Annotated in this window: 25 protein-coding genes and 1 riboswitch; of the genes, 6 read left to right on the top strand and 19 right to left on the bottom strand. The window is 72.7% G+C overall.

Annotated elements, in window-relative coordinates:
• Window positions 1–5 precede the first annotated feature (5 nt).
• From TNCT6_RS26470 to TNCT6_RS26455, 4 genes are all read right to left on the bottom strand, one after another.
• Window positions 6–1334: a bifunctional 3,4-dihydroxy-2-butanone-4-phosphate synthase/GTP cyclohydrolase II gene (locus tag TNCT6_RS26470; protein WP_141362852.1), complete on the bottom strand. Its 1329-nt coding sequence runs from the start codon at window positions 1332–1334 to the stop codon at window positions 6–8.
• A complete protein-coding gene (locus TNCT6_RS26465; protein WP_141362851.1) occupies window positions 1331–1975 on the bottom strand; it encodes a nicotinamide mononucleotide transporter family protein in 645 nt (214 codons plus the stop codon). Before TNCT6_RS26465 ends, TNCT6_RS26470 begins: the two co-directional genes overlap by 4 nt.
• Entirely contained in the window at window positions 1972–2580 is a 609-nt protein-coding gene (locus TNCT6_RS26460; RefSeq protein WP_141362849.1) for a riboflavin synthase, read from the bottom strand. The genes TNCT6_RS26465 and TNCT6_RS26460 overlap by 4 nt, the downstream gene beginning before the upstream one ends.
• Before the next feature lie 155 nt (window positions 2581–2735).
• Window positions 2736–2866, bottom strand: a riboswitch (FMN riboswitch).
• Between the two features lie 428 nt (window positions 2867–3294).
• Complete coding sequence (locus TNCT6_RS26455; RefSeq protein WP_141362847.1) at window positions 3295–4542, bottom strand: ROK family transcriptional regulator; 1248 nt, start codon at window positions 4540–4542, stop codon at window positions 3295–3297.
• A gap of 133 nt (window positions 4543–4675) precedes the next feature.
• Between TNCT6_RS26455 and TNCT6_RS26450 the strand changes: the two genes are divergently transcribed.
• From TNCT6_RS26450 to TNCT6_RS26435, 4 genes are all read left to right on the top strand, one after another.
• Window positions 4676–5887, top strand: a complete 1212-nt coding sequence (locus tag TNCT6_RS26450; protein WP_141362845.1) for an MFS transporter — start codon at window positions 4676–4678, stop codon at window positions 5885–5887.
• Between the two features lie 118 nt (window positions 5888–6005).
• Window positions 6006–7403 carry a uracil-xanthine permease family protein gene (locus tag TNCT6_RS26445; protein WP_141362843.1) on the top strand — a complete coding sequence of 466 codons (1398 nt, stop codon included), beginning with the start codon at window positions 6006–6008 and terminating at the stop codon, window positions 7401–7403.
• A gap of 128 nt (window positions 7404–7531) precedes the next feature.
• Window positions 7532–8197: a DUF5995 family protein gene (locus TNCT6_RS26440; protein WP_141362841.1), complete on the top strand. Its 666-nt coding sequence runs from the start codon at window positions 7532–7534 to the stop codon at window positions 8195–8197.
• Window positions 8198–8289: 92 nt separating this feature from the next.
• Window positions 8290–9219 (top strand): LLM class F420-dependent oxidoreductase, encoded by a 930-nt coding sequence (locus tag TNCT6_RS26435; protein WP_141362839.1) that lies wholly within the window; start codon window positions 8290–8292, stop codon window positions 9217–9219.
• Between the two features lie 16 nt (window positions 9220–9235).
• On the opposite strand, the gene TNCT6_RS26430 is transcribed toward TNCT6_RS26435, so the two are convergent.
• The 7 genes from TNCT6_RS26430 to TNCT6_RS26400 form a co-directional block, all read right to left on the bottom strand.
• Window positions 9236–10948: an NAD(P)/FAD-dependent oxidoreductase gene (locus tag TNCT6_RS26430; RefSeq protein ID WP_141362837.1), complete on the bottom strand. Its 1713-nt coding sequence runs from the start codon at window positions 10946–10948 to the stop codon at window positions 9236–9238.
• Between the two features lie 59 nt (window positions 10949–11007).
• Window positions 11008–11796 (bottom strand): carbon-nitrogen hydrolase family protein, encoded by a 789-nt coding sequence (locus TNCT6_RS26425; RefSeq protein ID WP_141362834.1) that lies wholly within the window; start codon window positions 11794–11796, stop codon window positions 11008–11010.
• 226 nt (window positions 11797–12022) lie between these two features.
• Window positions 12023–13507 (bottom strand): HAD-IA family hydrolase, encoded by a 1485-nt coding sequence (locus tag TNCT6_RS26420; RefSeq protein ID WP_141362832.1) that lies wholly within the window; start codon window positions 13505–13507, stop codon window positions 12023–12025.
• A gap of 67 nt (window positions 13508–13574) precedes the next feature.
• Window positions 13575–14657, bottom strand: coding sequence for an ABC transporter ATP-binding protein (locus TNCT6_RS26415; RefSeq protein WP_141362830.1), 1083 nt, complete (start codon window positions 14655–14657; stop codon window positions 13575–13577).
• A gap of 3 nt (window positions 14658–14660) precedes the next feature.
• Window positions 14661–15476: an ABC transporter permease gene (locus TNCT6_RS26410; protein ID WP_141362828.1), complete on the bottom strand. Its 816-nt coding sequence runs from the start codon at window positions 15474–15476 to the stop codon at window positions 14661–14663.
• A complete protein-coding gene (locus TNCT6_RS26405) occupies window positions 15464–16360 on the bottom strand; it encodes an ABC transporter permease subunit (RefSeq protein ID WP_141362826.1) in 897 nt (298 codons plus the stop codon). The genes TNCT6_RS26410 and TNCT6_RS26405 overlap by 13 nt, the downstream gene beginning before the upstream one ends.
• Entirely contained in the window at window positions 16357–17514 is a 1158-nt protein-coding gene (locus TNCT6_RS26400) for an ABC transporter substrate-binding protein (protein ID WP_141362824.1), read from the bottom strand. Before TNCT6_RS26400 ends, TNCT6_RS26405 begins: the two co-directional genes overlap by 4 nt.
• 211 nt (window positions 17515–17725) lie before the next feature.
• Between TNCT6_RS26400 and TNCT6_RS26395 the strand changes: the two genes are divergently transcribed.
• Together TNCT6_RS26395 and TNCT6_RS26390 are read left to right on the top strand one after the other, a co-directional pair.
• Window positions 17726–18466, top strand: coding sequence for a GntR family transcriptional regulator (locus TNCT6_RS26395; protein WP_141362822.1), 741 nt, complete (start codon window positions 17726–17728; stop codon window positions 18464–18466).
• A gap of 11 nt (window positions 18467–18477) precedes the next feature.
• Entirely contained in the window at window positions 18478–18936 is a 459-nt protein-coding gene (locus TNCT6_RS26390) for a hypothetical protein (RefSeq protein WP_141362820.1), read from the top strand.
• A 7-nt stretch (window positions 18937–18943) separates the two neighbouring features.
• Here the strand turns inward: TNCT6_RS26390 and TNCT6_RS26385 are convergent, their stop codons facing one another.
• The 8 genes from TNCT6_RS26385 to fmt form a co-directional block, all read right to left on the bottom strand.
• The gene (locus tag TNCT6_RS26385; RefSeq protein WP_141362818.1) at window positions 18944–19396 is read right to left on the bottom strand and encodes an Lrp/AsnC family transcriptional regulator; all 453 of its coding nucleotides are present in this window, start codon (window positions 19394–19396) and stop codon (window positions 18944–18946) included.
• Window positions 19397–19428: 32 nt separating this feature from the next.
• Window positions 19429–20871, bottom strand: coding sequence for a GuaB1 family IMP dehydrogenase-related protein (locus TNCT6_RS26380; protein WP_172633028.1), 1443 nt, complete (start codon window positions 20869–20871; stop codon window positions 19429–19431).
• A gap of 132 nt (window positions 20872–21003) precedes the next feature.
• Window positions 21004–21333, bottom strand: a complete 330-nt coding sequence (locus TNCT6_RS26375; protein WP_141362814.1) for a barstar family protein — start codon at window positions 21331–21333, stop codon at window positions 21004–21006.
• A complete protein-coding gene (locus tag TNCT6_RS26370; protein ID WP_141362812.1) occupies window positions 21330–21731 on the bottom strand; it encodes a ribonuclease domain-containing protein in 402 nt (133 codons plus the stop codon). The genes TNCT6_RS26375 and TNCT6_RS26370 overlap by 4 nt, the downstream gene beginning before the upstream one ends.
• A 37-nt stretch (window positions 21732–21768) precedes the next feature.
• On the bottom strand, window positions 21769–22812 hold the full coding sequence (locus TNCT6_RS26365; protein ID WP_141362810.1) for a sugar-binding transcriptional regulator: 1044 nt from the start codon (window positions 22810–22812) through the stop codon (window positions 21769–21771).
• 79 nt (window positions 22813–22891) lie between these two features.
• On the bottom strand, window positions 22892–23578 hold the full coding sequence (gene rpe / locus TNCT6_RS26360) for a ribulose-phosphate 3-epimerase (RefSeq protein ID WP_141362808.1): 687 nt from the start codon (window positions 23576–23578) through the stop codon (window positions 22892–22894).
• Between the two features lie 235 nt (window positions 23579–23813).
• Window positions 23814–25229 carry an RsmB/NOP family class I SAM-dependent RNA methyltransferase gene (locus TNCT6_RS26355; RefSeq protein WP_141362806.1) on the bottom strand — a complete coding sequence of 472 codons (1416 nt, stop codon included), beginning with the start codon at window positions 25227–25229 and terminating at the stop codon, window positions 23814–23816.
• 82 nt (window positions 25230–25311) lie between these two features.
• On the bottom strand, window positions 25312–26244 hold the full coding sequence (gene fmt / locus TNCT6_RS26350; RefSeq protein ID WP_141362804.1) for a methionyl-tRNA formyltransferase: 933 nt from the start codon (window positions 26242–26244) through the stop codon (window positions 25312–25314).
• Window positions 26245–26891 lie beyond the last annotated feature (647 nt).

Raw genomic sequence — 26891 nt, 5'->3', positions numbered from 1 at the left:
TTCGCTTACTGGTTGCCGCAGGTGGACACGGCGGTGGTGTCCAGCCAGGGCAGGTCGTGCCCCATCCGGTCCCGCTTGGTGCGCAGGTAGCGGAGGTTGTGCTCGCCGGCCTGGACGGGCATCGGCTCCCGTCCGGTGACCCTCAGGCCGTGGCGGAGCAAAGCGTCGGTCTTGTCGGGGTTGTTGGTCAGCAGGCGCACGCTCCTGACCCCGAGGTCCTGAAGGATCCGCGCGCCGGCGCCGTAGTCACGGGCGTCGGCGGGCAGTCCGAGTTCGAGGTTGGCGTCGAGGGTGTCCCGGCCGCGCTCCTGGAGCTCGTAGGCGCGCAGCTTGGACATCAGGCCGATGCCGCGCCCCTCGTGGCCGCGCAGGTAGACCACCGCTCCCCGGCCCTCCTTCTGGATGCGCTCCAGGGAGGTGTCCAGCTGGGGGCCGCAGTCGCAGCGCTGGGAACCGAAGACGTCTCCCGTGAGGCACTCGGAGTGCACGCGGACCAGGACGTCCTCGCCGTCGCCGATCTCGCCGTGCACCAGGGCCACGTGTTCGACGCCGTCGGCGGTGGAGCGGTAGCCGTACGCGGTGAAGACGCCGTGCGCGGTGGGCAGGCGGACCTCGGCCTCGCGGCGGACCGCGGGCTGGGACGGCCGCTCCCCCTGCTCGGGCGGGGCCGGGAGCTCGGACGGGCGCCGGTGCGCGATCAGGTCCTCGATGGAGATGATCGTCAGGCCGTGCTTGCGCGCGAAGACGATCAGTTCGGGCAGGCGGAGCATCCGGCCGTCCTCACCGGCGATCTCGACGATCGCGCCGGCCGGGCGCAGCCCCGCGAGCCGGGCGAGGTCGACGGCCGCCTCGGTGTGGCCGGGGCGGGCGAGCACCCCGCCGGGACGGGCGCGCAGCGGGAAGACGTGGCCGGGCCGGACGAGGTCGGTGGGCTCCGCGGTGCCGCTCGCCAGCAGCTGGAGGGTGGTGGCGCGGTCGGAGGCGGAGATGCCGGTGGTGACGCCGTGGGCGGCACCGGCGTCGACGGAGACCGTGAAGGCGGTCTTCATCGACTCCGTGTTCTCCTCGACCATCTGCGGCAGCTTCAGCCGGTCCAGCTCCTCGCCCTCCATGGGCGCGCAGATCAGGCCGCGGCACTCGCTCATCATGAAGGCGACGATCTCGGGGGTCGCCTTCTCGGCGGCGATGACGAGGTCGCCCTCGTTCTCGCGGTCCTCGTCGTCGACGACCACGACCGGGCGGCCGGCCGCGATGTCGGCGACGGCCCGCTCGACCGGGTCGAGTGTCAAGTCCTCGATGTTGTCGGTGCCGTAGAGGACGGTTGCCGCGGTCATGCGGGCGCTCCTTCCAGGACGGGCCGCGCGTCCGTGCGGGTGCGCAGCCACCAGTCGCGCATGCCCCACAGGACCAGTGCGCCGTAGACGATGTAGACGAAGCCGGAGAAGGCGAAGCCGTTGGCGAAGTTGAGCGGTACGCCGACGACGTCGACGAGCAGCCAGGCGAACCAGAACTCGACCATGCCGCGCGCCTGCGCGTACATGGCGACGACGGTGCCGACGAAGATGTAGGCGTCGGGCCAGGGGTCCCAGGACAGCGACGGGTAGGCATGGAACAGTCCGGCGACGGCGACCGTGCCGACCGCGGCGGCGCCGAGTAGCACGGCACGCTCGCGCCAGGTGGCGAACCGGACGGCGATGTGGCCGTCCGCCGCCCGGCCCTTGCCGCGGTTCCACTGCCACCAGCCGAAGACGGCGACCACCATGACGACGATCTGCTTGCCGGCGCTGCCCGAGAGATGGGCGGTGGCGAACGCGGCGAACAGGATCAGGCCGGACAGGAACTGGACGGGCCAGCTCCAGATGGAGCGCCGCCAGCCGAACGCGAGGCCGAGCAGGCCGATGATGTTGCCCGTCATGTCGGACCACTTGATGTGCTGGCCGAGGAGGGTGAACGCCTCGGAGTTGAGCCAGTTCACCGTCCGGCTCCCCGCGCACGGTCGCCGAGCAGCCGCTCGACGTACTTGGCGACGACGTCCACCTCGAGGTTGACCGGGTCGCCGGGCTGCTTCAGGCCGAGGGTGGTCAGCGCCAGGGTGGTGGGGATGAGGCTGACGGTGAAGTGTTCGTCGCCGGCCTCGACGACGGTGAGGCTGATGCCGTCAACGGTGATGGAGCCCTTCTCGACGACGTAACGCGCGAGGTCCGGCGGCAGCGAGATCTTCACGATCTCCCAGTGCTCGGAGGGGGTGCGGTCCAGGATCGTGCCGGTGCCGTCGACGTGCCCCTGCACGATGTGGCCGCCGAGGCGGGCACCCACGGCGGTGGGGCGTTCGAGGTTGACGCGGGAGCCGGTGGTGAGGACGCCGAGGCTGGAGCGCTTGAGGGTCTCCGCCATGACGTCCGCGGTGAACTCGTCGCCCTCGTGCTCGACGACGGTGAGACAGACCCCGTTCACGGCGATGGAGTCGCCGTGCCGTGCGCCCTCGGTCACGACGGGGCCGCGGAGCCGGAAGCGGGCGGCGTCGCCGAGGTCCTCCACGGCGGTGACTTCGCCCAGCTCTTCGACGATTCCGGTGAACACTTCCCGGGTCCTCCTGCCTCTTCGGGGCACGGACTCCGGGGGCTGCCGACGTCGACAGACTGCACGAACGAGGACACTCGGAGGGCGACGCCGGACGGGACCCGCCCGTGGAGGGCGAGCCCAGAGACGGCGGCGCACACGGGTGTGCTCGCTCGCCGCGCACTGCCTCCCATCCGGACTTTAACCGTCGGTCCAGGAATTCCACCTGGTCAACCGGCCGCTGGAAGCGACCGGGTCGCGGACTATAACCGCCGGTTCGGACTTTCACCGACCCCGGAGTGCGCTGCTACTGGTACAGAGCCAGTGTGCCACGCCCGATCGGCGCGACTACCGACGAAGCGTGTGGGGTGGCTCACAGAACGTACCGCCCGCCGTGCCGTGCGCGGGCGTGGAGGTCCGGCGGCGGGCAAGGGCCGTCGTCACCGCCGCCGGACCGGTCTGCACGGAAGTCAGACACTAAGAGGACTAGACCATGCAGGTCAACAGGTGCGTGGGACATGCAAGTTCCGCCGCGCCGGGCCGAACATACGGCGCGAGCTGTGAAGTTCGCAGGACGCTGGACCGAATTCCGTACGCTCCGGACCGAATTCCGAACAACGTCGGACCGATTCCCTTGCGGCGCCGGGCCGGACCGATTCCCGTGCGGCGCCGGGCCGGACCCCTTGCCGCGCCGGACCGATTCCCGTGCGGCGCCGGGCCGGACCCCTTGCGGTGTCAGCGCTCCGGAGGGGCGAACAAGTCGTCCTGGGCCCGGTCGCGGGCGGTCGCGAGCGCGCCGCGCAGCACCGCCCGGCCGCCGAGCGCGCCCGCCCTCACCTCGGTACGCAGCGGGGACATCCGCGCCACGCGCTCCGCCACGCGCGCGGCGAGCATCTCACCGCCCGCCTGTCCGATCTCGCCCCCGAGGACCACGCACCCGGGATCGAGGACGGCCACCACCGAGGCGACCCCGAGGGCGACGCGGTCGGCCAGGGCATCGAGGAAGCGCGAGGCCGCGGCGGAGTCCTCGGCGGCGGATACGGGCGCCCCCGCGGTTGCCCGTACCGCCGCCCGCACCAGTTCCGCGGCGACCGGCTCCGAACCCACGCCCTCCGACCCGCTCCCCTCCGACCCGGCCCCCTCGGCCAACAGTCCGTGCCGCGCCGCCAGTTCCCTCACCGCCGTCGCGCCGGCCAGTGAGTGGAAGCCGTCCGCGCAGTCCGTCGCCGAAGGGAGGCCGTCGGTGCCCGGGACGGGCAGGAAGCCGATCTCGCCGGTGCCTCCGGAGGCACCGCGGCGCAGGGTTCCGTCCAGGACGACGGCCGCGCCCGTGCCGTGGCCGAGCCACAGCAGGACGAACGTGTCCCGGCCCCGGGCGGCCCCGTCGCGCTGCTCGGCCAGCGCCGCGAGGTTGGTCTCGTTCTCGACGGTGACCCGGGCCCGCGGCAGCCGCTCCTGCAACGCCGCCACCAGCCTGCGATGCCATTCGGGCAGTCCCGTGGAGTCGCGGAGCTCGCCGGTGACCGGGTCGATCAGCCCCGGCGCGCCGATGCCGACCGTGTGCAGCCGCTCCGCTCCCGACTCCTTGACCACCCGCTCCACCAGACCGACCGCCTGCTCCAGGGCCGGCCCGGTGCCCGTGTCCCCGCCGATCGGCACGGACTCCGCGGCCAGTTCCCTGCCCAGCAGATCGGCGACGATCACGGACACGCTCTCGGTGCGGACGTCGAGGGCGGCCAGGTGGGCGCGGTCGGCGACGATGCCGTACAGCCGGGCGTTCGGCCCGCGCCGCTGCTCGCCGGACTCACCGACCACGGTGATCAGGCCGGAGGCCGTCAGCCGTTCGACGAGGTCGGCGACGGTGGGCCGGGACAGACCGGTGAGCTGCTTCAACTTCCCTGCCGTCAGCGGTCCTTGCTGCTGAAGCAGCCGCAGGGCGAGCCGGTCGTTGATGGCCCGGGCGGTGCTCGGGGATGCGGGCATGCCGGGAATCCTCCCAGATCTGCGGGCTGCTGCCGTCCTTGATGTGCGCTATCTATCAGGCAGGTTCCCTGATAGTTTACGTCGGCGCGACGGCGCGAGGGGCAACGGCGGTCAGCCCGGGAGGGGCCGGACAATGAGTGCAGTGGTCTACGAACAGCGCGAGGTGCGGCGCGCCCGGTACGCCGTGGCGGCCGTCTTCGCCGTACACGGCGCCGTCACCGGCTCGTTCGCGACCCGCGTGCCGTGGATCCAGGACCACGCCGGGGTCAGCCCCGGGCAGCTGGGGCTCGCGCTGGCCTTCCCGGCCCTCGGCGCGTCCCTCGCGATGCCGCTCGCGGGCGGCATCAGCCACCGCTTCGGCGCCCGCAACGCGCTGCGTGGCCTGATCGCCCTGTGGACGCTCGCCCTCGTCCTGCCCTCCCTCGCGCCGAACCTCCTGACCCTCTGCCTCAGCCTGTTCGTCTACGGCGCCACGGCGGGCATGGCGGACGTCGCGATGAACGCCCTCGGGGTGGAGGTCGAGAACCGGCTCGACCGTTCGATCATGTCCGGCCTGCACGGCATGTGGAGCGCGGGAGCCCTGGTCGGCTCGGCGGCCGGCACGGTCGCCGCGCACCTCGGCTCGGACGCGCGGCTGCACCATCTGCTGGCCGCCGCCGTGCTGACCGTGCTGGGCGTGGCCGCCTGCACCTGGGTGCTGGACCTCCAGCCCGCCCAGGACGAGGAGCCGCCGCCGCGGTTCGCGCTGCCGCCGAAGTCGGCGCTGCTGATCGGCGCGATCGGGTTCTGCGCGGTGTTCGCGGAGGGCGCGAGCCTGGACTGGTCGGCGGTCTACCTGCGGCACCAGCTGGAGACCTCGGCCGGCCTCGCGGCGGCCTGCACCACCGGCTTCACCCTCACCATGGCGATCGCGCGGATCGCCGGCGACCGGGTGGTGGACCGGTTCGGCGCCGTGCGCACGGTGCGGGCGAGCGGCGTGCTGGCGGTCGTGGGCGGCCTGCTCGTCGTCGCCGGGGGCCATCCGGCGGTGGCGATGACCGGGTTCGCGCTGATGGGCCTCGGTATCGCGGTCGTCGTACCGCTGTGCTTCGCCGCGGCCGGCCGCAGCGGCCCGAACCCCAGTCAGGCCATCGCCGGTGTCGCGACCATCACATACACCTCCGGGCTGGTCGCCCCGAGCGCGATCGGCGGGCTGGCCCAGGCGACCAGCCTGGTGGTGTCCTTCGGCCTGGTGACCCTGCTGGCATGCGGTCTGGTCGCCTTCGCGGGGGTGCTCAGGGCGGGTGACCGGGACCGGACGAAGGTCGGTCCCGCGAGCACCGCGGTTCCCGACCCGCGGCCCTGAGCGACGCCTGAGCGGCAGCTGAACGGCCCCTGAGCAGGGGCGGGTGGGCACGGGACCTCCGGGCACCCCCGACAATGGTGCGGACAGGCTCCACGTACAGAGAAAGCGAAATCCCACCATGGACCTCGGCGTGCGCTGGAAGCTGCACGGTGACGGGCGTACGCCCGCACCGGGAGCAGTGGTCCGGCCCGACGAACGGCTCTCGTGGCCCCGCACGGCAGGACTCGGCGCCCAGCACGTCGTGGCCATGTTCGGCGCCTCCTTCGTCGCCCCCGTGCTCATGGGCCTCGACCCCAACCTCGCGATCATGATGTCGGGCGTCGCGACCGTGATCTTCCTGCTCGCCACCCGCGGCCGGGTGCCCAGCTACCTGGGCTGCTCGCTCTCCTTCGTGGGCGTCGCCGCGGTCATCCGGGCGCAGGGCGGCACCAGCGCCACCGTGACCGGCGCGGTCTTCGTCGTCGGTGTCGCGCTGTTCCTGGTCGGCCTCGCCGTGCAGCGTTTCGGGGCGCGGATCATCCACGCCGCGATGCCGCCGATCGTCACCGGCGCGGTCGTCATGCTGATCGGCTTCAACCTCGCTCCGGTGACCGCCTCCACCTACTGGCCGCAGGACCAGTGGACGGCGCTGCTCGTCATGCTGTTCACCGGGCTGGCCGTCGTGTGCCTGCGCGGTTTCTGGTCCCGGATCGCGATCTTCCTCGGCCTGGTCTTCGGCTACGCCGTCTCCTGGGTCTTCGACCAGGTCTTCGGCAGGATCCACTCCGTGGGCGCGAGCGGCAAGCTCACCGACCACTGGCGCCTGGACCTCTCGGGCGTGGGCAAGGCCGACTGGATCGGACTGCCGTCCTTCCACGGGCCCAGCTTCCAGTGGTCGGCGATCCTGGTGGCGCTGCCCGTCGTCATCGCGCTGGTCGCGGAGAACGCGGGGCACGTGAAGGCGGTCGGCGAGATGACCGGCGACCCGCTGGACGACAAGCTCGGCACCGCGATCTCGGCCGACGGTGTGGCCTCCATGCTGTCCACCGCGGTGGGCGGCCCGCCGAACACCACCTACTCCGAGAACATCGGCGTGATGGCCGCGACCCGCGTCTACTCGACGGCCGCGTACTGGGCCGCCGCGGGCTTCGCGCTGCTGTTCGGCCTCTGCCCCAAGTTCGGCGCGATCGTGGCCGCGATCCCGGGCGGTGTCCTCGGCGGCATCACCGTCATCCTGTACGGCATGATCGGCCTGCTCGGCGCGCAGATCTGGATCAACGCCAAGGTCGACCTGCGCAACCCGCTGAACCTGGTGCCGGCCGCGGCGGGCATCATCATCGGTGTCGGCAACGTCAGCCTGAAGTTCAGCGACACCTTCTCCCTCAGCGGCATCGCGCTCGGCACCCTGGTCGTCATCACCGGCTACCACGCGCTGCGGGCGTTCGCGCCCGCCCACCTCAAGAAGCAGGAGCCCCTGCTGGACGAGGGCACGTCGTCGTACGGCGGGGAGGCTCAGGGCACCGGGCCCGCCTCGTAGGTCCCCCTCCGCCCGACCTGTCTCTCAGGCCCCCTCCGCCCCGTTCGCCGACGGGCGCGTTCCCCCGTTCCGGGGAAGCGCCGGGCCCGTCGGCGAACGGGGCGTCCCGGGCCTGGGACGCTGCCCTCATGGGGCAATCGGCACAACTCACCCATGGCCCGGACACAGTGGACGCGCTGGTCGCCAGGATGCGCCACCTGGCCGCCGGGCTGCCCGAGCGCGACGGGGTCGCCGTCTTCCAGCGTGTGTACCTCGCCGCCGCCGAGGCGGCCGGCCGATGGCCCGCGACCACGCTGGACGCACCGTTCGCCGGGCGGTACCTCGCCGCCGTGGACGCGGCCGCCGAAGGACGGCGGCCGCCCGCCTGCTGGCGGCCCCTGTTCCAGTTCCGGCGGCACCCCGGGGTGCGGCCGGCGCAGTTCGCGCTGGCGGGCGTCCACGCGCACATCGGCTACGACCTGGCCCTCGCCGTGGTGGACGCCTGCCGGGCCGCGCGGTGCGAACCGGCCGAGCTGGAGGGCGAGTTCGACCGCTTGGGCGACTTTCTCCTGTCGCTGGAGGAGCGGGTCCGCGAGGACCTGGTGCCCGGTCCCGAACTGCTCCACATCACCGATCCGCTCACCCACCTGCTCGGCTCGTGGGACCTGGAGCGGGCCCGGGAGGCGAGCTGGTCGGCCGCGCGGGCGCTGTGGGCACTGCGCCGACTGCCCGACATGGCCGAGGAGTTCGGCCGGCGGCTGGACGCCGCGATCGGCTTCGACTGCCGCATGATGCTCACGCCGCTGCCGGGCTGATCCGGACATCCGCCCCGCACCTTCCCGGAACTCCCCCGTGATCACTGTACGTTGACCATGGAACACGGACGATCACGAAGGAGCGCACCGTCATGGCGACCCGTCTGGGAATCGGTCTTCCACAGAACCGGCAGTACGACCTCGGCAGGGACGTGCCCGACGTGGCACGCGCCGTGGAGCGCATCGGCTACGACAGCGTCTGGGTGTACGAGCGGGCCCTGTTCCCGGAGCCCGCCACACAGGGCCTGTACGGCATCGAGGGCGTGCCCTGGCCCGACTCGTACCGGCACGTGGCCGACCCGCTGGTCACGCTCACCCTGGCCGCGGCGGCCACCGAGCGGGTCCAGCTGGGCAGCAGCGTGCTGGTCGCGCCGCTGCACGTGCCGTTCCAGCTCGCCAGGTCCCTCGCCTCCCTGGACGCGGCCAGCGGCGGGCGGGTGCTCGCCGGCTTCGGCACGGGCTGGTCCCTGGACGAGTACGCGGCGGCGGGAATCCGGCCGATCAAGGAGCGCGGCCGGGTGCTGGACGAGGTGATCGACGTCTGCCGGGCCGTGTGGGGGCCCGACCCGGTGCGCTACGACGGCCGTATCACGAAGATCGAGTCGGCCGTGGTGGGCCCCAAGCCGGCCCGGCCGATCCCGATCCTGCTGGCCGCGAACACCCGCAAGGCCCGGGAGCGGCTCGTCGAGCACGCCGACGGCTGGCTCCCGGTGGCCATGGGCGCCGAGCAGGTCGCGAGCCAGTGGGACGCGGTGCGGGACCTGGCCGCCGAGCGTGGCCGGCAGCAGCCGATCCGGACGGTGCTGCGGGTGAACGCGACGTACTCGGCCAAGGCGTACGAGGGCACCGGCCGCCGGCCCTTCCAGGGCGACGCCGACCAGATCGTCGAGGACCTCCTCGCGTACGCGGCGATCGGCCTGGAGGAGATCCTGATCGACGTGCAGGGCCGGCTGCGGGACGCCGAGGAGCTCAAGGACGTCGCCGCGGAGGTGTTCGAGAAGGCGCGGGCGGCCGGGGTGTGACCGCCCTGGACTCCGGTCAGTCCTCCGGGAGTTCGACCGGAGCGATCTCGTCGTAGACGTCACCGGGGCCGGGGTTGGCCGGGTCGGTGCCGCCGCCGAGGTGGTGCATGACGCCCCAGACCGCGTTCAGCGCGGTCTGCACGGCGCCCTCGGCCCACCCGGCCGTCCAGGAGATGTCGTCGCCGGCGAGGAAGACGCCCCGCTTGTCCTCGGGCAGCCGGTCCTGCATGAAGTGGGTGAACAGGCGCCGCTGGTAGCGGTAGTGACCGGGCAGGTTGGCCTTGAACGCGCCCATGAAGTAGGGCTCGTTCTCCCAGGAGACGGTCACCGGGCTGCCGATGATGTGCTTGCGGATGTCGACGTTCGGATAGATCTCCGAGAGCGACTTCAGCATGACCTCCATCCGCTCGTTCGCGGACAGCGGCAGCCACTTCAGGCTGTCGTCGCACCAGGTGTAGGAGAGGCAGATGACGGCGGGCTTGTCCGGGCCGTCGTCGAGCAGGTAGGTGCCGCGGGTCATGCGGTCGGTGAGCGTCATCGACATCACGTCCCGGCCGGTCGGCTCGCCCTTGTCGTCGACGGCCCTGTCCCGCCAGAACGGCCGGTCGACGGGCACGAAGAGCTTGCTGGACTCCATGTAGTGGGTGCGCTCGATCGCGGTCCAGTGGTCGATCGGGAACAGCGCGTCGTCGCACCGGACCTTGGACAGCAGCATCCAGGACTGGGCGGTGAAGACGGCCGCCTTGTAGGTGCGGATGTCGCCGTTCGCGTCCGTCACCGTGATCCGGTTGTTCGCGGTGCGGTGCAGCCGGGTCACGGCGGGGCGCGGGTCGCCGTCAACGTGCAGGGACTTCAGCGACGTGCCGTAGGGCCAGTGCAGGATCTTCTCCGGCTCGCGCTCCCAGAGCCTCAGCGGCAGTTGCTGCGAGCCGCCCACGATGCCGCGGTGGTGGTCGTCGGCCTCGGTGTAGACGACGCGCAGGATCTCCAGGATGGAGTTGGGGAAGTCGGTGTCCCAGCCTCCGGTGCCGAAGCCGACCTGGCCGAAGATCTCCCGGTGCCGGAAGGACCTGAAGGCCTCGGAGTCGCACAGGAAGCCGTAGAAGGTCTGGTTGTCGAGCTTCTCGACGAGCCGGGACCAGATCTCGCGGATGCGCGGCACGTCGCGCTCGCGCAGGGCACGGTTCATGTCGGAGAAGTCGGCGCCCTCCTCCAGGCACCTGTTCCAGGCCTCCGCCACGTCCCGGTAGACCTGCGGCAGGTCGTCGACGGTCTCGGCGTAGTGCGACTCGCCCTTGAGGTCGACGACGGTCGACGGGGTCGCCTCGGCCAGGGGGTTGGGGAACGGCCGGGTCTCGAGGCCCACCAGGTCGATGTAGTGCTGGAGCGCGGTGGAGGACGGCGGGAAGCGCATGGCGCCCATCTCGGCGGTCAGCGACTCGTCGCAGCCCTCGAAGCCGACGGTGCGCAGCCGGCCGCCGATCCGGTCGGCCTCGTAGACGACGGGCTTGAGGCCCATCTTCATCAGCTCGTAGGCGGCGACGATGCCGGAAAGGCCGCCGCCGATGATCGCGACCTCGGTGCCGTGCTCGGTCGCGGGGACCTGGCCGAGGCCCGCCGGGTGGGCGAGGAAGTCGTCGTACGCGTACGGGAAGTCCGGGCCGAACATGGTGATCGGCGGCTGCTGCTCGTCGGCGTGCTCGACGGCGTTGGGCACCGTGGACGTCATGGGGTGCGGACTCCTTGCGCGAAAGAACCGGGGGTGGGGAGAGAGGGAAGGTCCGGGGGTCAGACGAGGGACCCGTAGAGGCCGGGGCGGCGGCCTTCCAGATACGGGTTGGCCTCGCGGGAGGCGGCGAGGGCGGCGGGGTCGGCGTCCGCGAGGACCAGTTCCTCGGACCGTCCGGCGCGGGCGCGGGCCACCCCGTCGGGGCCGGCCAGGGCGGAGAGCCCGACGAACTCGAACTCGCCTTCCGTGCCGGCCCGGTTGACGTAGGCGACGTACATCTGGTTCTCGAAGGCGCGCACCGGGACCAGGGACTCGGCGACGAACTGGAACGGGTGCATGAGCGCCGTCGGGACGACGAGGAGGTCGGTGCCGCCCAGCGCGTGGGCGCGCACGTTCTCCGGGAACTCCACGTCGTAGCAGATGATCAGACCGACGGTCAGTCCGTTCAGCTCCGCCTGGACGACCGGCTGCTCGCCCGGCGTGAACTGGTCGTGCTCGAAGTCGCCGAACAGGTGGGTCTTGCGGTAGTTGGCGAGGCGGGTGCCGTCGGCGGAGATCAGCTGCACGGAGTTGTAGACCGTCTCGCCGTCCCGCTCCGGGTAGCCGTAGGCGACGGCCAGCCCGTGCCGGCGGGCCAGCTCCGCGACCGCGTCCGCCCGGTCCCCGTCGGCGGGCTCGGCCAGGCGGCCGATGTCGTCGCCGATCGCGTACCCGGTCAGGAACAGCTCCGACGTCGCCAGCAGCCCGGCCCCCGCGGCGGCGGCCCGGCCGGCGGCGTCGTCGAGGACCTTGAGGTTCTCGACGACGGAGCCGGGACGGCCGGAGCTCTGGAGCAGGGCGGTGCGCATGGGTGTTCCTCACCGGTACGGGGGGTTCGGGGGTCGGTTAGACCGTACGTTCGGCCGTCTCGGGCGGACAAGCCGGAGCCGTTGCGCGCCGGTGAGCGAATCGTTGCGTACAACCGGGCATGGGCGGCGATTCGTTGCGCCACCGCGGGACACGGGGTCGAAGCACAGGTCCGCAGCCGCCCCGCGGCCTCCCACAGCGGCTCCGGGCCGACCGCCCGGGCGCCCGCTACGCGCCGGGCCGGCCCCGGTGGCCCCCTGGCTCGCCGAAGGCGGTCACGACCGCCGCGTGGTCCGAGGGCCAGTCGTTGCCGACGACCTCCGGCCAGGGACGCGGGGTACCCCTGACGTACGTCCAGGAGTCGAGCACCCGCAGCCCCCGGTGCAGCACGTAGTCGATGCGGTCCTGCGGCTCGGGCCGCCCGCTCCCGTCCTCGTGCACCGGGTGGATCGGTGACCAGGTGTGCCCCGGGTCGGCGGCCGGGTCCGGACGGGCCTCGCGGTAGGAGTCGCGCAGGCCCGCCTCCTCGGCCGCCTTCGTCACCGGCCAGGCGACGTCCGGCCGGTCCAGGTGGGAGGGACAGTTGAAGTCACCGACCAGGACGACCGGTACGGAGGGGTCGCCCTCCTCGTCGATCCGGCGCACGGCGTCCCGCATCTGCGCCAGCCGCACCTCCTCGTGGGCGATCAGCAGGTCCGCCGCGAGCCCGTCGTAGGCCGACTCGTACGGGCCGTAGGGCGTGTAGTGCAGGTGGGCCGTCCAGACGTCGACCTCGCGGCCTGGCGCGAGCCCGATACGGACCCCGGCGGCGCCGTAGAAGCCGACGTCCGGGTCGCCGAGGCACGCGGTGATCGGGTGGCGGCTGATGACACCGAGGTTCTCGCCCGCCCGGTGGTGGTACCAGCCGAGTTCCCCGGCGAGCTCCTGGGCCGCGGTGCCCCCGGTCTCCTGCAGGCCCACGACGTCCGCACCGCACTCCAGGATCGCCTCGACCTGCTTGGCCCGGTGGTCGTCGACCTTGCTCCCGCCGAGCCAGAGGTTCCAGCTCATCACCCGCAGTTCGCCGCTCACCATGGCGGACAGTTCCCCGGGGGTGACCCCGGTCAGGCTCTCGCGCAGCCTCCGTCCGGGTGCCGCGTCGATGGGGGCGAGCGACGGCACGGCGAGCACCGCGCACCCGGCCGCCTCGGCGGAGCTGACGCCGGTCTGCGTGTCCTCGACGGCCACGCAGGCGGCGGGGTCGACACCCAGGGCGCGGCAGGCGGCGAGGTAGGGGTCGGGGGCGGGCTTGGTGCGGTCGGTGTCGTCGGCGGTGACGGAGACCGTCAGGCGCCCGGGGCCGAGGACGTCGAGCACGATGTCGGCGACGGCGCGGGGCGACGCGGTCACCAGGGCGGTGGGTACGCCCTCCCGGGCGAGGGCGTCGAGCAGGTCGAGGGCGCCGGGGCGGGGCACGGTGCCGGTGCGGACACGGCCGGTGAACTCGCGGTGCAGTTCTCGGGCCACGTCCGCGGCCGGTGCGCCGGAGGCCGCGGCCAGCCAGCCCGCCGTGTGCTCGACGGAGCGGCCGAGCACCTCGGGCTGGTCCGCCTCGGTCAGGGGTCTGCCGGCGACGTGTTCCACCGCCTCCCACCACAGCCGCTCGGTGTCGACGAGCGTGCCGTCCATGTCGAACAGGACGGCCTGGAGGGGAAGCCGGGGGTGGGGGGTCACGTGATTCTCTTTCACAGCGGGTTCTTCGGGACCGGTTCTTCAGGGCTGGCGGCTCACGGCCGGCGCCTCACGACCTGTTCGGGCGTTCTGCCACGAGGACGGGCCGCTCGGGCAGCGACACGTTCACGGCGGTGCCTGCCGCGAGCCCGGCGGCTTCGTGCGCGGGCAGGTCGGCCTTGACCTCGGTGGCGTCCGCCAGCCGGACGGTGATCCGGACGGTCGCGCCGAGGAAGGCGGTGGCGACCACCCGCGCGCCGCCGTCCTCGGTCGCCCGCACCTGGACGGCCTCGGGCCGCACGAGCACGTCCACCTCGCTCGCGGCGGGAGCCGGGCCGTCGACCGGCAGCCGCTGTCCGAGCACCTCGACGCCGCCGTCGGACAGCCGGCCCGGGATCCGGCTCATCGTGCCGACGAACTCGGCGACGAAGGCGGTCGCGGGGCGGCCGTACAACTCGGCCGGAGGCGCGCATTGTTCGAGCCGCCCGGCGCGCATCACGGCGACCCGGTCGGCGATCGACAGGGCCTCCTCCTGGTCGTGCGTCACGAACAGGGTGGTGATGCCGAGCTCCTGCTGGAGCCTGCGGATCTCCTCGCGCAGGGTCAGCCGGACCTTGGCGTCGAGGGCCGACAGCGGCTCGTCGAGGAGCAGGACCCGGGGGCGCAGGGCGAGCGCGCGGGCCAGCGCGATCCGCTGCTGCTGACCGCCGGAGAGCTGGTGCGGGAATCGGTCGCCCTTGTCGGCGAGGCCGACCAGCTCCAGCAACTCGGCGGCACGGGAACGGCGTTCGGCCGTCCGCACCTTGCGCATCCGCAGTCCGAAGGCGACGTTGTCGCGGGCGCTCAGGTGCGGGAAGAGACTGTACGACTGGAAGACCATCCCGGCGTCGCGGCGATGGGCCGGGACCCGGGTGACGTCGGCGCCGTCCACCAGCACCTCACCGGAGTCGGGGTGTTCGAACCCGGCGAGCATGCGCAGCGCGGTGGTCTTGCCGCAGCCGGAGGGCCCGAGCAGCGCCAGGAACTCCCCCGGCCGCACGCTCAGGTCGAGTCCGCCGAGGGCGACCGTGGCGCCGAACTCCCGGCGCAGCCCACGGAATTCGATGGTGGCGGCCTGCGTCGTGGCGGCCTTCTCAAGGGTGGTGGCGGTCATGGTTCATCCCCGGGACGAAGCGGTTCGGGTGCGTCCGCCGGCACCGGCGAGCGCGAGAAGCAGTGCCCAGGTCACGAGGAGACTGAGCACGGAGACGGCGACGGACATCTGGGCCTGCGAGCCGCCGATGCTGAAGATCCACACGGCGAAGGGCCGGAAACCCAGCAGCTGGGCCACGGTGAACTCGCCGAGGACCAGCGCCAGGGTGAGGAAGGCGGCGTTCAGCAGCGCCCCGCGCAGATTGGGCAGCACGGACCGGATCAGTGCCTGCGGCCAGGAGGCGCCACAACTGCGGGCGGCCTCGACGAGGGTCCGCACGTCGATCGCGCGGAGCCCGGAGTCCAGGGCCCGGTACACGAAGGGCAGCGCCAGTACGACGTAGGCGAGGACGAGCACGACGGGGAAGTCCGGATCCTGCAGGGCCACGAACGTCTGGAACAGCGGGGTGCGGGACAGGTGCTCGGGTCCCCACTTCAGCACGGTCGCGATCCCCGCGACGTACGCGATCGGCGGCACGACCAGCGGCAGCAGGCACACCACTTCGACGACGGGCCGCAGCCGGGGCGCGCCGAGCCGGAGCGCGACCATGGCGGGGACCATCAGCAGCAGCACGACGGCGATGGTGGCGGCGGCCAGTTGCAGCGACAGCAGCAGGCTGGGGACGAAGCCCTCGGTGGAGACGATCCGCGTGTAGGCGTCGAAGGTGACGCCCCGGCCGGGCACGTCGACCGTGAACACCACGGACGCGGCCAGCGGGATCAGGAAGTACAGCGCGGCGAGACCGAGGACGGCCCACCGCCATGGGTTCAGGCGAGCCATCGGGCGCTCCGGCGTTGCAGGGGCAGGTACACGGCCATGACCAGGCCCGCCACCAGGACCATGTCGAGGCTGAGGGCGAGGGCCACGTGCTCCTGGCCGACCAGCACGTTGCCGGAGAGGGCGTCGGCGATCTGCAGGGTGACCAGCGGCACCGAGCTGCCGACCATGGCGGCGGCGGTGGCGTAGGCGGCGAAGGCGCTGCCGAAGAGCAGGACCAGCCCGCCGAGCAGGGACGGCGCGAGGACGGGCAGGGCGACGTGCCGCCAGTACTGCACGGCCGTGGCGCCGTTGTTCCGCGCCGCCTCCCGCCACTGGGAGCGCAGGCCGTCCAGCGCGGGGGTGATGGTGAGCACCATCAGCGGGATCAGGAAGTACAGGTAGACGATCACCAGGCCCCAGAAGCTGTACAGGTCCCAGCCCTTCTCGGTCAGGCCCAGGTGCCGGGTCAGCACACCGGCGTTGCCGAGGGTGGCGACGAAGGCGAACGCCAGCGGGACGCCGCCGAAGTTGGCGAGCACCCCGGAGGCGGTGAGCACGGCCTCGCGCAGCACCCGGGAGCGGGAGGTCACGACCGCCTGCGCGAGCGGCAGCCCGAGCAGGGCCGCGAGCCCGGCGGCGACGGCGGACAGCTTGACGCTGCCGAGCAGGGCGGTCAGGTAGGCGCCGCGCAGGGAGGTCGTCAGGTTGTCCGTGGTGTGGGACTCGGCGCCCGTCCCCGGATCCTGGACGCTGAACGCGCCGTTCAGCATCGCCAGGGCGGGCAGCCCGAAGGCGAGTGCGGTGAAGGCGAGCAGAGGGACGACGGCGAGCCATCCCGGGGCGCGGCGCCGCCGCTTCACCGAAGCGGCGGGCGCCACGTCCGCCCGCGTGAGGGCGGTGGTCATCCGGAGACGGCCTTCCCCCAGCCCTGCGCGAGAACGTCCTTGGCCTTGCTCTGCTGGGCCTCGGACGGGAAGGCGGGTGTGCCGTCGACCTCCGGCAGCTTGGTGGCGGCGGCCTGGTCGAGGGTGCCGGCCTTCTCCATGGCGGGCATCAGGACCGGGCGGGCGTAGCCCTTGAGCCACAGGTTCTGGCCCTCGGCGCTGTAGAGGTACTCCTGCCACAGCCGCGCGGCGGCCGGGTGCGGGGCGTCCTTGTTGATGGCCTGGGAGTAGTACTGGGCGTACCGGCCGTCGGCGGGGACGGCCACCTTCCAGTCCACACCCTTGGACTTGAACTCGTCGGCGTACCCGGCGTTGAGGTAGTCCCAGTCGATGCTGATCGGTGTCTCGCCCTGCTCGACGGTGGCGGGGGTGGACTCGACGGGAGTGAAGTTGCCGTTCTTCTTCAGCTTGGCGAAGAAGTCGATGCCGGGCTGGATGTCGTCGAAGGAGCCGCCGGCGGCGAGGGCGGCCGCGTAGACGCCGCCGAAGGCCGCGCCGGCCTTGGTCGGGTTGCCGTTGAGGGCGACCTGCCCCTTGTACTCCGGCTTGAGCAGGTCCTTGAAGGTGGTCGGGCACTCCTTGACCCGCTTGGCGTCGCAGCCGATGGAGACGTAGCCGCCGTAGTCGTTGTACCAGCGGGCCTGCGGGTCCTTCTGGCCGGCGGGGATGTCGTCGAACGCGACCACCTTGTACCCGGCGAGCAGGCCCTGTTCGGCGGCGCTGAGTGCGAAGGAGCTGCCGAGGTCCAGTACGTCCGGGGCGCGGTCCTGGCCCTTGCGGGAGGTGACGGCGTTGATCTCGTCCTGGCTGGAGCCGTCCGGGTTCTCGACCTCGATCTTGATGCCGTACTTCTTCTCGAAGTCGTCGATCAGGGCGCCGTAGTTGGCCCAGTCGCGGGGCAGCGCGATGGCGTGCAGCTTGCCCTCCTTCTTGGCCGCCGCGACCAGCGCGTCCATCCCGCCGAAGTCGGCGGCGGAGGTGGCGGTGGCGGCGCTCCTGCCGTCGGCGGTGGCCGACGCCTTGTCGGGGGCGGCGCCGCAGGCGCTCAGGGCGAGCGCGGCGACGACGGCGAGGGGGCCGCCCAGGAGGGCAGTTCTCGGCAAGGACACGGTCACGGTCTCTCCAGGGGTGCGCACGAGGGGTGAGGCAGAGCGGAGAACTTGTCTGAACAAGTTGACCTCAGTACGCCCGTCGATGATGTCCTGAACATGAACGCCGACCAAACCTCCAAGGCCCTTCGCCTGCACAGTTCCGTCCGCCGGGATCGACGCTGAAACTCGATTAGGCTGCCTACGCTGTGCACAGCTGTCGACTCAGAGGGGAAGCATGACGGCACGACACGAGGAGATCGCCGACGCCCTGCGGCGTGCCATCGACCACGAGGAGTACACGGTCGGCAGCCGGCTGCCGACCGAGACGGCCCTGGCCGCCGAGTACGGCGTCGCACGCGGTACGGTCCGCCAGGCCGTCGCGGCCCTCACCGCCGAGGGGCTGATCGGCTCCCGGCAGGGCGCCCGCCGGGTCGTACTGGCCAGCCGCCGCAGCCAGAGCTTCGCCGAACTGCGCAGCTTCGCCCAGTGGGCCCGCGCCATGGGGCGGGAGGCGACGGGGCGTGTGGTGGCCCAGGAGTACCGCCCGGCGACCCAGGAGGACGCCGTCCGGCTCCAACTGGACGAGGGCTCACCGGTGTTGCACGTTCTTCGGGTACGCGGACTGGACGGCGAGCCGGTCCTGGTGGAGCGGACCGTGTACGCCGGCTGGGTCGCCCCCGCCGTCGAGGCGATCGAGCCCGACTGCGCGTCCGTCACCCAACGGCTCTACGAGGACACCGGCCTGGTCTTCGCCTATGGCGAACACCTCATCGACGCGGTCGCGGCGGGCGCCCAGGACGCCGAACTGCTCGGCATCCGCCGCACGAGCCCGCTGCTGCGGGTCCGCCGGGTGACGACGACCCGCGAGGGGCGCCCGGTGGAGTGGTCGGACGACCGCTACCGTCCGGACGCGGTGAGCTTCAGCGTGCACAATTCGATAGGGAACAACGCCCTGGCACGCAAGACGGCCGGCTGAAGGGGGCCTTCATGGATGTCGCCGGAATCACCGCGCTGCCGTACGTCGACGAGCACACGACCGTCGTCGCGGCGGACACCGACGCCGTGTGGCGCGGGCTCGGCGCCGCGCTGGAGGAATCGTTCTGCGGTTCCGGCGCGGCCCGTTACGCCCGCCTGGTCGGATGCGCCGACCGTGCGGCGGCCGGACCACGTCCCTTCGCGGAGGGCTCGACTCTCCCCGGGTTCCGGGTGGTCGCCGCCGACACGGGCCGGGAGCTGGTGCTCACCGGACGCCATCGCTTCTCGTCGTACGCGCTGACGTTCCGCCTCGAACCGGCCGGTCCCGGGCGTTCGCGGCTGCGCGCCGAGACCCGGGCCGCCTTCCCCGGCCCGGCCGGCGGCCTCTACCGGCGGCTGGTGATCGCCACGGGCGGGCATGCGATGGGCATGCGGCGCCTGCTGTCTGCGGTCGGCCGCCGGTCCGCCTGACGGCGGGTCAGCCCGGCGCGCCGGAGGAGAAGCGGCGCAGCAGGGGCGAGAGCACCAGCACGGACTTCGTCCGTTCCACGAACGGCTCGCCGGCGATCCGCTCCAGGACCCTCTCGAAGTGCCGCATGTCGGCGGCGAAGACCTGGACGATCGCGTCCGCCTCACCGGTGACGGTGGAGGCGGACACGACCTCCTGGTAGCGCTCGAGGCCGCGCTGGATCGTCTCCGGCGAGGTGTGGCGCCGGCAGTAGATCTCGACGAACCCCTCGGTCTCCCAGCCGAGTGCCGCCGGGTCGACCCGGACGGTGAAACCGGTGATGGCCCCGGTGGCGCGCAGCCGGTCCACGCGCCGCTTCACGGCGGGCGCGGACAGGCCGACCAGCTGCCCGATGTCCGCGTAGGAGCGGCGGGCGTCCTCGGCGAGGGCGTGCACGATGCGTTCGTCGAGATCGTTCAGCACTGTCGGTGGATCACTTCTCGGGACTCGGCGGCTCAGTTCCAGCTGGCGTGCAGCGGCTTGCCCTCGGCGTAGCCTGCCGCGCTCTGAATGCCGACGATGGCCTTGTCGGCGAACTCCTCCAGTGAGCCGGCCCCGGCGTAGGTGCACGAGGAGCGGACGCCCGCGATGATCGAGTCGATCAGGTCCTCGACGCCCGGCATGGCCGGATCGAGGAACATCCGGGAGGTCGAGATGCCCTCCTCGAACAGCGCCTTGCGGGCGCGGTCGTACGCGGACTCCTCGGAGGTGCGGTTGCGCACCGCGCGCGCGGAGGCCATGCCGAACGACTCCTTGTAGGGGCGGCCGTTGGCGTCGTGCTGGAGGTCGCCGGGCGACTCGTAGGTGCCCGCGAACCAGGAGCCGATCATCACGTTGGACGCGCCGGCCGCGAGTGCCATCGCCACGTCGCGCGGGTGGCGGACACCGCCGTCGGCCCACACGTGCTTGCCGTACTTCCTCGCCTCGGCCGCGCACTCCAGGACCGCGGAGAACTGCGGGCGGCCCACGCCGGTCATCATGCGGGTGGTGCACATGGCGCCCGGTCCCACGCCGACCTTGACGATGTCGGCGCCCGCCTCGATGAGGTCCTTGACGCCCTCGGCGGAGACGATGTTGCCGGCGACGACCGGCACCCGCGGGTCGAGGTCCCGCACCAGCTTGACGGCGTTGATCATCGACTCCTGGTGGCCGTGCGCGGTGTCGATGACGAGGGTGTCGACGCCCGCGTCGAGCAGCTGCTCGGCCTTGCCGGCCACGTCGCCGTTGATGCCCACGGCGGCGGCGATGCGCAGCTTGCCCCCGGCGTCGGTGGCCGGGGTGTACAGCGTGGCGCGCAGGGCGCCCTTGCGGGTGAGGATGCCGGCGAGCCTGCCGTCCTTGTCCACGGCGGGCGCGTAGCGGCGGTTGGCACCGTCCAGGGTGTTGAAGGCCTCGCGCGGGTCGATGTCCGCGTCCAGCAGGAGCAGGTCCTTGCTCATGACCACTTCGAGCTGGGTGAAGCGGTCGACACCGGTCAGGTCCCGGTCGGTGACCACACCGACCGGCCGGTGCTGCTCGTCGACGACCACGCCGGCGTTGTGCGCGCGCTTGGGCAGCAGGGCCAGGGCGTCGGCGACGGTCTGGTGCGGGGCGAGCACGATCGGGGTGTCCAGGACCAGATGGCGGCTCTTGACCCAGGAGATCACGTCGGTGACGACGTCGTTCGGGATGTCCTGCGGAATGACCACCAGTCCGCCGCGGCGGGCCACGGTCTCGGCCATGCGGCGCCCGGCGATGGCGGTCATGTTGGCGACGACGAGCGGGATGGTGGTGCCCGTGCCGTCCGGGGAGCCGAGGTCCACGCCCTGACGTGAACCGACCGCGCTGCGGCTCGGCACCATGAAGACGTCGTCGTACGTCAGGTCGTACGCGGGCTGGATGTCATTGAGGAAACGCACGTGCCGCACATCCCAGTCGATCAGAGGTGACCCCCGGACAGGTCCGTCAGGGGGAAAGAGCACGTACTTCATTCTCCCATGGCGCGGGCCGTGCCATGCCCGGACGGAACGTCCAGGCCGGCCGCCCGCCCCCTAGGAGGAACCTCCAAGCGCGAGGGCGACGTCCAGGGCCGGCCGGCCGTCCACCGAGGCGGCGAAGACCTCCTCGGCGATCTCCCACTCCTCCGGCCTGGCCTGCGCGTACGCCTGCCAGCCCCGTACCACGATCAGCATCCCGCGCTCCGCGGCCTCCGCCGGCCAGAGGGTCTCGTCGCCGAGGCTGTCGGCCAGCGCGTCCCAGTTCCGGCCGAACCAGCCGGGCAGTGAGAGGGCACGGGCGACCCGGTCCATCAGCCCCGCCTTGTCCGTGACACCGTCGAGGTCCAGCGTGACCACGACCCGGCCCGCCAGGTCTTCGCTCATCTCAGCACCGCCCGGAACGTGTTGTAGTGATCATCGGTGTAGTAGAACTCCCCGCCCCGGCCGGTGACGATGCGCCTGGCTCCGCGGTCGCGCGACCCCGGGGTCCGCACCGTGTACTCGTGGTAGTAGCCGCGCGGCTCCTTGGGCAGCCGCCCCTCGAAATTGCCGAACACGGTGTTGTCCTGCCGGTACGGATAGGGGCCGCCCTTGTCGACGAGGGCCAGGGTCTGCCGGGCCTCGGCCGGCAGCCGGGACTGACTGATCGTGGCCATCCCATGGGCCCACGACGGGGCTGAGGGGTCGGAACCGCCCGGCCCGGAGGGCGAGCAGCCCGTCAGAAGGACGGCGAGCGTGACGAGGAGCCCCGCGAGCACACGGGGGACGAACCGCAGCAGCATGCCGTCGATGCTCCCACGGCCGTCCCGCGCGGACTCGTCAGGGGCCGTCCGGGTCCGCCCTGTTGAGAGCCGGCCTGGGGGCGGGGCCCGCCGTCATCAGGTAGTCCGCGGCCGAGGTGTCCGTGACCAGGCTGGTGACCAGGCCGGACCGCAGCACCGCGTCGATCGCCGCCGCCTTGCGCTGCCCGCCCGCGATCGCGACGACCTCGGGGATACGGCGCAGCTGGTCGGCCTTGACCGTGATGCACCGCTCCCCCAGGTCCCGCCCGATCCGGCGGCCCTCGGCGTCGAACAGGTGCGCGGCCATCTCGGCGGAGACGCCGAGCGAGGCGTAGTGGGCCCGCTCCTCGTCGCTGAGCATGTCGTGCACCGTCGAGATGCCCGGCTCCCAGGAACCGATGGACACACAGGCGACCGTGACCTTGTCGAAGTACTCGAAGGCGCGTGCGATCCCGGTCTGGTGCCGCAGCGCCGCAGCGGTGGCCGCGTCCGGCAGCAGCATCGGCGCGTAGATGGGGTGGGCGTCGCCCCCCGAGACCTGGGCGGCGCGGCGCACGGCCTCCACCGAGCCGCGCTCGGAGGTCCCGGCGTCGTACACCCCCGTCAGCTGCACCACCGTGCAGGGCGGCAGCCGGTTCAGGGCCGCCGCCATGTGGATGGTGGAACGGCCCCAGGCCAGACCCAGCACGTCTCCCTCGTCGACGAGCTCGCCGAGCAGATCGGCGGCTACTTCGCCGAGGTTCTCGGGGTCGGGCGTCTCCTCTGCCTCGGCCGGGGACTCGACCACGACGGCGTGCCTGAGGCCGTAGCGGGCGCGGAGCGCGTCGGAGCGCTCGGCGTCCAGCTCGGCCGGCACGCGGATCTCGATGCGCACGAGATCCCGTTCGAGAGCGGTCTCCAGGACCCGGGCCACCTTGAAGCGGCTGACGCCGAACTCCTCGGCGATCTGGATCTTCGATTTGCCCTCGAGGTAGAAACGGCGGGCCATGGCCGCCGCCTGCACCAGCTCAGCGGGTCCCATCCGCATGGCTGACCGGCCCGCCGACATACCCGACACGGCGATCTCCTCACTGCTGTTCACATTCTGGATTCACCGTTCATCCTTGCAGATCCTGCGCGCTTGATCAGCCCTGCTGGGGAGCCGTTCACTCAGCCGTTGTTCAGTGGCCGCACGCCCAGGACGCCTTGGTGGTGGCCGTTTCCGCCTGACTGCGCAGGGCTCGCACCGCTTCGGCGGGGTCCTGCGCACCGTAGACCGCCGAGCCGGCGACGAACACGTCCGCGCCCGCCTCCGCGCACCGCTCGATCGTCGAGGCCGACACTCCGCCGTCGACCTGCAGCCACAGCTGGAGGCCGTGCTTGCCGATCAGCTCCCGGGTGCGGCGGATCTTGGGCAGCATGATGTCGAGGAAGGCCTGGCCGCCGAAGCCCGGCTCCACCGTCATGATCAGGAGCATGTCGAGCTCGGGAAGCAGGTCCTCGTACGGCTCGATGGGGGTGGCGGGCTTGAGTGCCATCGAGGCCCGGGCGCCCTTGGCGCGGATCTCGCGGGCCAGCCGGACGGGAGCGGCGGCCGCCTCGACGTGGAAGGTCACGGAGGACGCACCCGCCTCGACGTACTGCGGCGCCCAGCGGTCGGGCTGCTCGATCATCAGGTGGCAGTCCAGCGGGGTGTCCGTCGCCCGGGCCAGGGACTCCACGACGGGCACGCCGAGCGTGAGGTTCGGGACGAAGTGGTTGTCCATGACGTCGACGTGGAGCCAGTCGGCCCCTTCGACCGCCTTCGCCTCCTCGGCGAGACGCGCGAAGTCGGCGGACAGGATGCTGGGGTTGATCTGCACGGCCATGACCCAAGCGTGCCATGCCCGGGCCCGTCGGCTCCCCCCGGTACCCGGCCTCCAGCCGGGTACCGGGGGGAGCCGACGGTCATGACGCACGGGCGCGCGGTCGGGACCGCCGTGCGCGGGTGCGGTCGGGACCGCCGTGCGCGGGTGCGGTCGGGGCCGCACCCGCCGGCCCGCTCCACGGACGCTCCAGGGACGCTTCGCGGGACGGCGTGGACCGCACCCGGGAAGGGGCCGGTCAGCCGGTGCGGCGGATCAGGGCCAGATACATCGCGTCGGTCCCGTGCAGATGCGGCCACAGCTGCACGTCGGGGCCGTCGCCGAGGATCCCGACGCCCGGCAGCAGCGGGCGGGCGTCGATCAGTTCGGCCTCCGGGAACTGCTTGAGCACGTCGGTGACCACGGCGCGGGTCTCGGCGAGGTGGGGGGAGCAGGTCGCGTAGCCGACCACGCCGCCGACGCGCACCGACTCCAGGGCCGTGCGCAGCAGGCCGCGCTGGAGCGGGGCGAAGCCGTCCAGGTCCTCCGGGCGGCGCCGCCACCGGGCCTCGGGCCGCCTGCGCAGGGCGCCGAGCCCGGTGCAGGGGACGTCGACGAGGACACGGTCGAAGCTGCCCGGCCGCCAGGCGGGACGCGTGCCGTCGGCGGCGATCACCTGGTACGGACCGGGGTTGCCGGCCAGCGCCTTCGCCACCAGCCCGGCGCGGTGGGGCTGCTTCTCGGAGGCGAGCAGGACGGCTCCGCGCTCGGCGGCGAGCGCGGCCAGCAGGGCCGCCTTGCCGCCGGGGCCCGCGCATCCGTCGAGCCACTTCCGGTCGGGGCCGTCGAGGGGCGCGTTCGCCAGGGCGAGCGCGACGAGCTGGCTGCCCTCGTCCTGGACGCCGGCCCGGCCCTCCCGTACGGCGTCCACGGCGCCCGGTTCGCCGCCCTCGGTCAGCCGTACGGCGTACGGCGACCAGCGGCCCGGCACCGCGGCCTCCTCGCGCAGCAGCTCCTCGGTGCCGGCCCGTCCGGGCCGGGCGACCAGGGTCACCTCCGGCCGCTCGTTGTCGGCCTCCAGCAGGTCCTCGATCCCGGCGCGCCCGCCGCCGAGGGAGTCCCACAAGGCGGAGACGACCCAGCGGGGGTGGGAGTGGACGACGGCGAGGTGGTCCTCGGGGTCCTCGTCGTAGGGCGGGGCGACCTTCTCCAGCCATCCGTCGAGGTCGTGCTGCGCGACCTTGCGCAGCACTGCGTTGACGAACTTGGCCCGCCCGTCGCCGAGGACGACCCGGGCGAGCTCGACGGTGGCGGACACGGCGGCGTGGCTGGGGATGCGCGTCCCGAGCAGCTGGTGGGCGCCGAGGGTCAGCACGTCCAGGACGGGCGGGTCGACCTCGCGCAGCGGGCGGTCGACACAGTCCGCGAGGATCGCGTCGTACGTTCCCTGGCGGCGCAGCGTTCCGTACACCAGCTCGGTGGCGAGCGCGGCGTCCCGGCCGTCGAAGTCGCCCTTCTCGCGTGCCTTGCGCAGCAGCGGGGGCAGGACCAGGTTGGCGTAGGCGTCCCGCTCGTCCACGGCGCGCAGCGCCTCGAAGGCGAGGATGCGGACGGGGTCCTTCTGGGGTCGGCGGTAGGGCTTGGCGGGCTTGCGGGGCCGACGGGTGTCGCTCACGAAAAAGGTGCTCCGGTTGTCTGGGTGCGCCGTGCTCGGACGCGCGGTGCACCCAGCCTACGTCCCGGTCCGGGCCGCCCGGTCAGCCGCCGAGCGTCTCGCCCTCGGCGATGCGCGCCCCGCGCGCCCAGTCCGCCGCCCGCATCGGCTTCTTGCCCTGCGCCTGCACCCACAGCAGCTCGACGGCGTACGAACCGGTGCCGACGTGGACGTCGTTCTTGCCGACGGCGAGCGCGCCCGGGGCGAGGTCGGTGCGCTGCGGCGCCGGGGCGGCCTGGATCAGCTTGAGCCGCTCGCCGCGGAACGTGGTCCAGGCGCCGGGCGCCGGTGTGCAGCCGCGTACCACGCGGTCCACGCGCAGGGCGGGCGCCGTCCAGTCGACCCGGGCGTCCTCGACGGTGATCTTGGGGGCGAGGGTGACGCCCTCGGCCGGCTGCGGCACGGCCGCCAGGGTGCCGTCCTCGATGCCGTCCATGGTCGCGGCGAGCAGTCCGGCCCCGGCGAGGGCGAGCCGGGTGAGCAGGTCGCCGCTGGTGTCGGTGGGCCGGATCCGCTCGGTGACGGCGCCGTAGACCGGGCCGGAGTCGAGCCCTTCCTCGATGAGGAAGGTGGACGCGCCGGTGATCTCGTCCCCGGCCATGAGGGCGTGCTGCGCGGGGGCCGCGCCGCGCCAGGCGGGCAGCAGGGAGAAGTGCAGGTTGACCCAGCCGCGGGCGGGGATGTCGAGGGCCGCCCTGGGCAGCAGGGCACCGTAGGCGACGACCGGGCAGCAGTCCGGGGCGATCTCCTTCAGCCGCTCCAGGAACTCCGGGTCGCGCGGCTTGACGGGCTTGAGCACCTCGATCCCGGCCTCCTCCGCCCGCTCGGCGACCGGGCTCGCGACCAGCCTGCGCCCGCGCCCGGCCGGCGCGTCGGGCCGGGTGACGACGGCGGCCACCTCGTGCCGCCCGGAGGCGAGCAGGGCGTCCAGAGCGGGAACGGCGACCTCGGGGGTACCGGCGAAGACGAGCTTCATGGGGTGGCTTGGGCCTCTCGGGCGGGTTGGACGGCGGGCAGCGCACCAGTCTATGACCACGGGCGAAAAGCCGTGGCTGACGGGCGGAGCGGTGCCGCGGACGCCGGGCCGGGCGGAAGGTGACGGGGCCGGGCGAGAGGTGACAGGGCCAGGCGACAAGTGACGGGGCCGGTCGACAGGTGACCGGTCGACAGGTGACCGGGCGGCCGGTGACAGGGCCGGGCGACACAGGTGACAGGGCCAGGCGACAGGTGACCGGGCGGCCGGTGACAGGGCCGGGCGACGAGCGGCACGCCAGGCGGCGAGCCACGAAGCCGGGGCAGCAGGAGGCAAGCCACCGGAGCCGCGGCGGCACGCGGCACGCGGCACGCGGCACGCCAGATAGCAGGCCACGGAGCCGGGGCAGCAGATGACCGGGCCGGGCAACAGCCGGCACGCCAGGCAGCAGACCACGAAGCCCAGCCACAGACGACCCAGCCGGGCAACAGCCGGCACGCCAGGCAGCAGGCCACGGAGCCGGGACAAAGCAGACGACCGGGCGGCGCGTCAGGTGACGGGGGGGGGAGGCCGTCGGCCGACCGTGCAGCGCGCGTCCGGCGCACGGGGGCGTACGCGTGTTTCCCTACGCCCCCACACCGTGACCCGTG

Origin of the sequence: Streptomyces sp. 6-11-2 (assembly GCF_006540305.1) — a bacterium.
Lineage (GTDB): Bacteria > Actinomycetota > Actinomycetes > Streptomycetales > Streptomycetaceae > Streptomyces.
The sequence above is the reverse complement of the archived record's forward strand: the minus strand, read 5'-3'. Positions and strand labels throughout refer to the sequence as shown.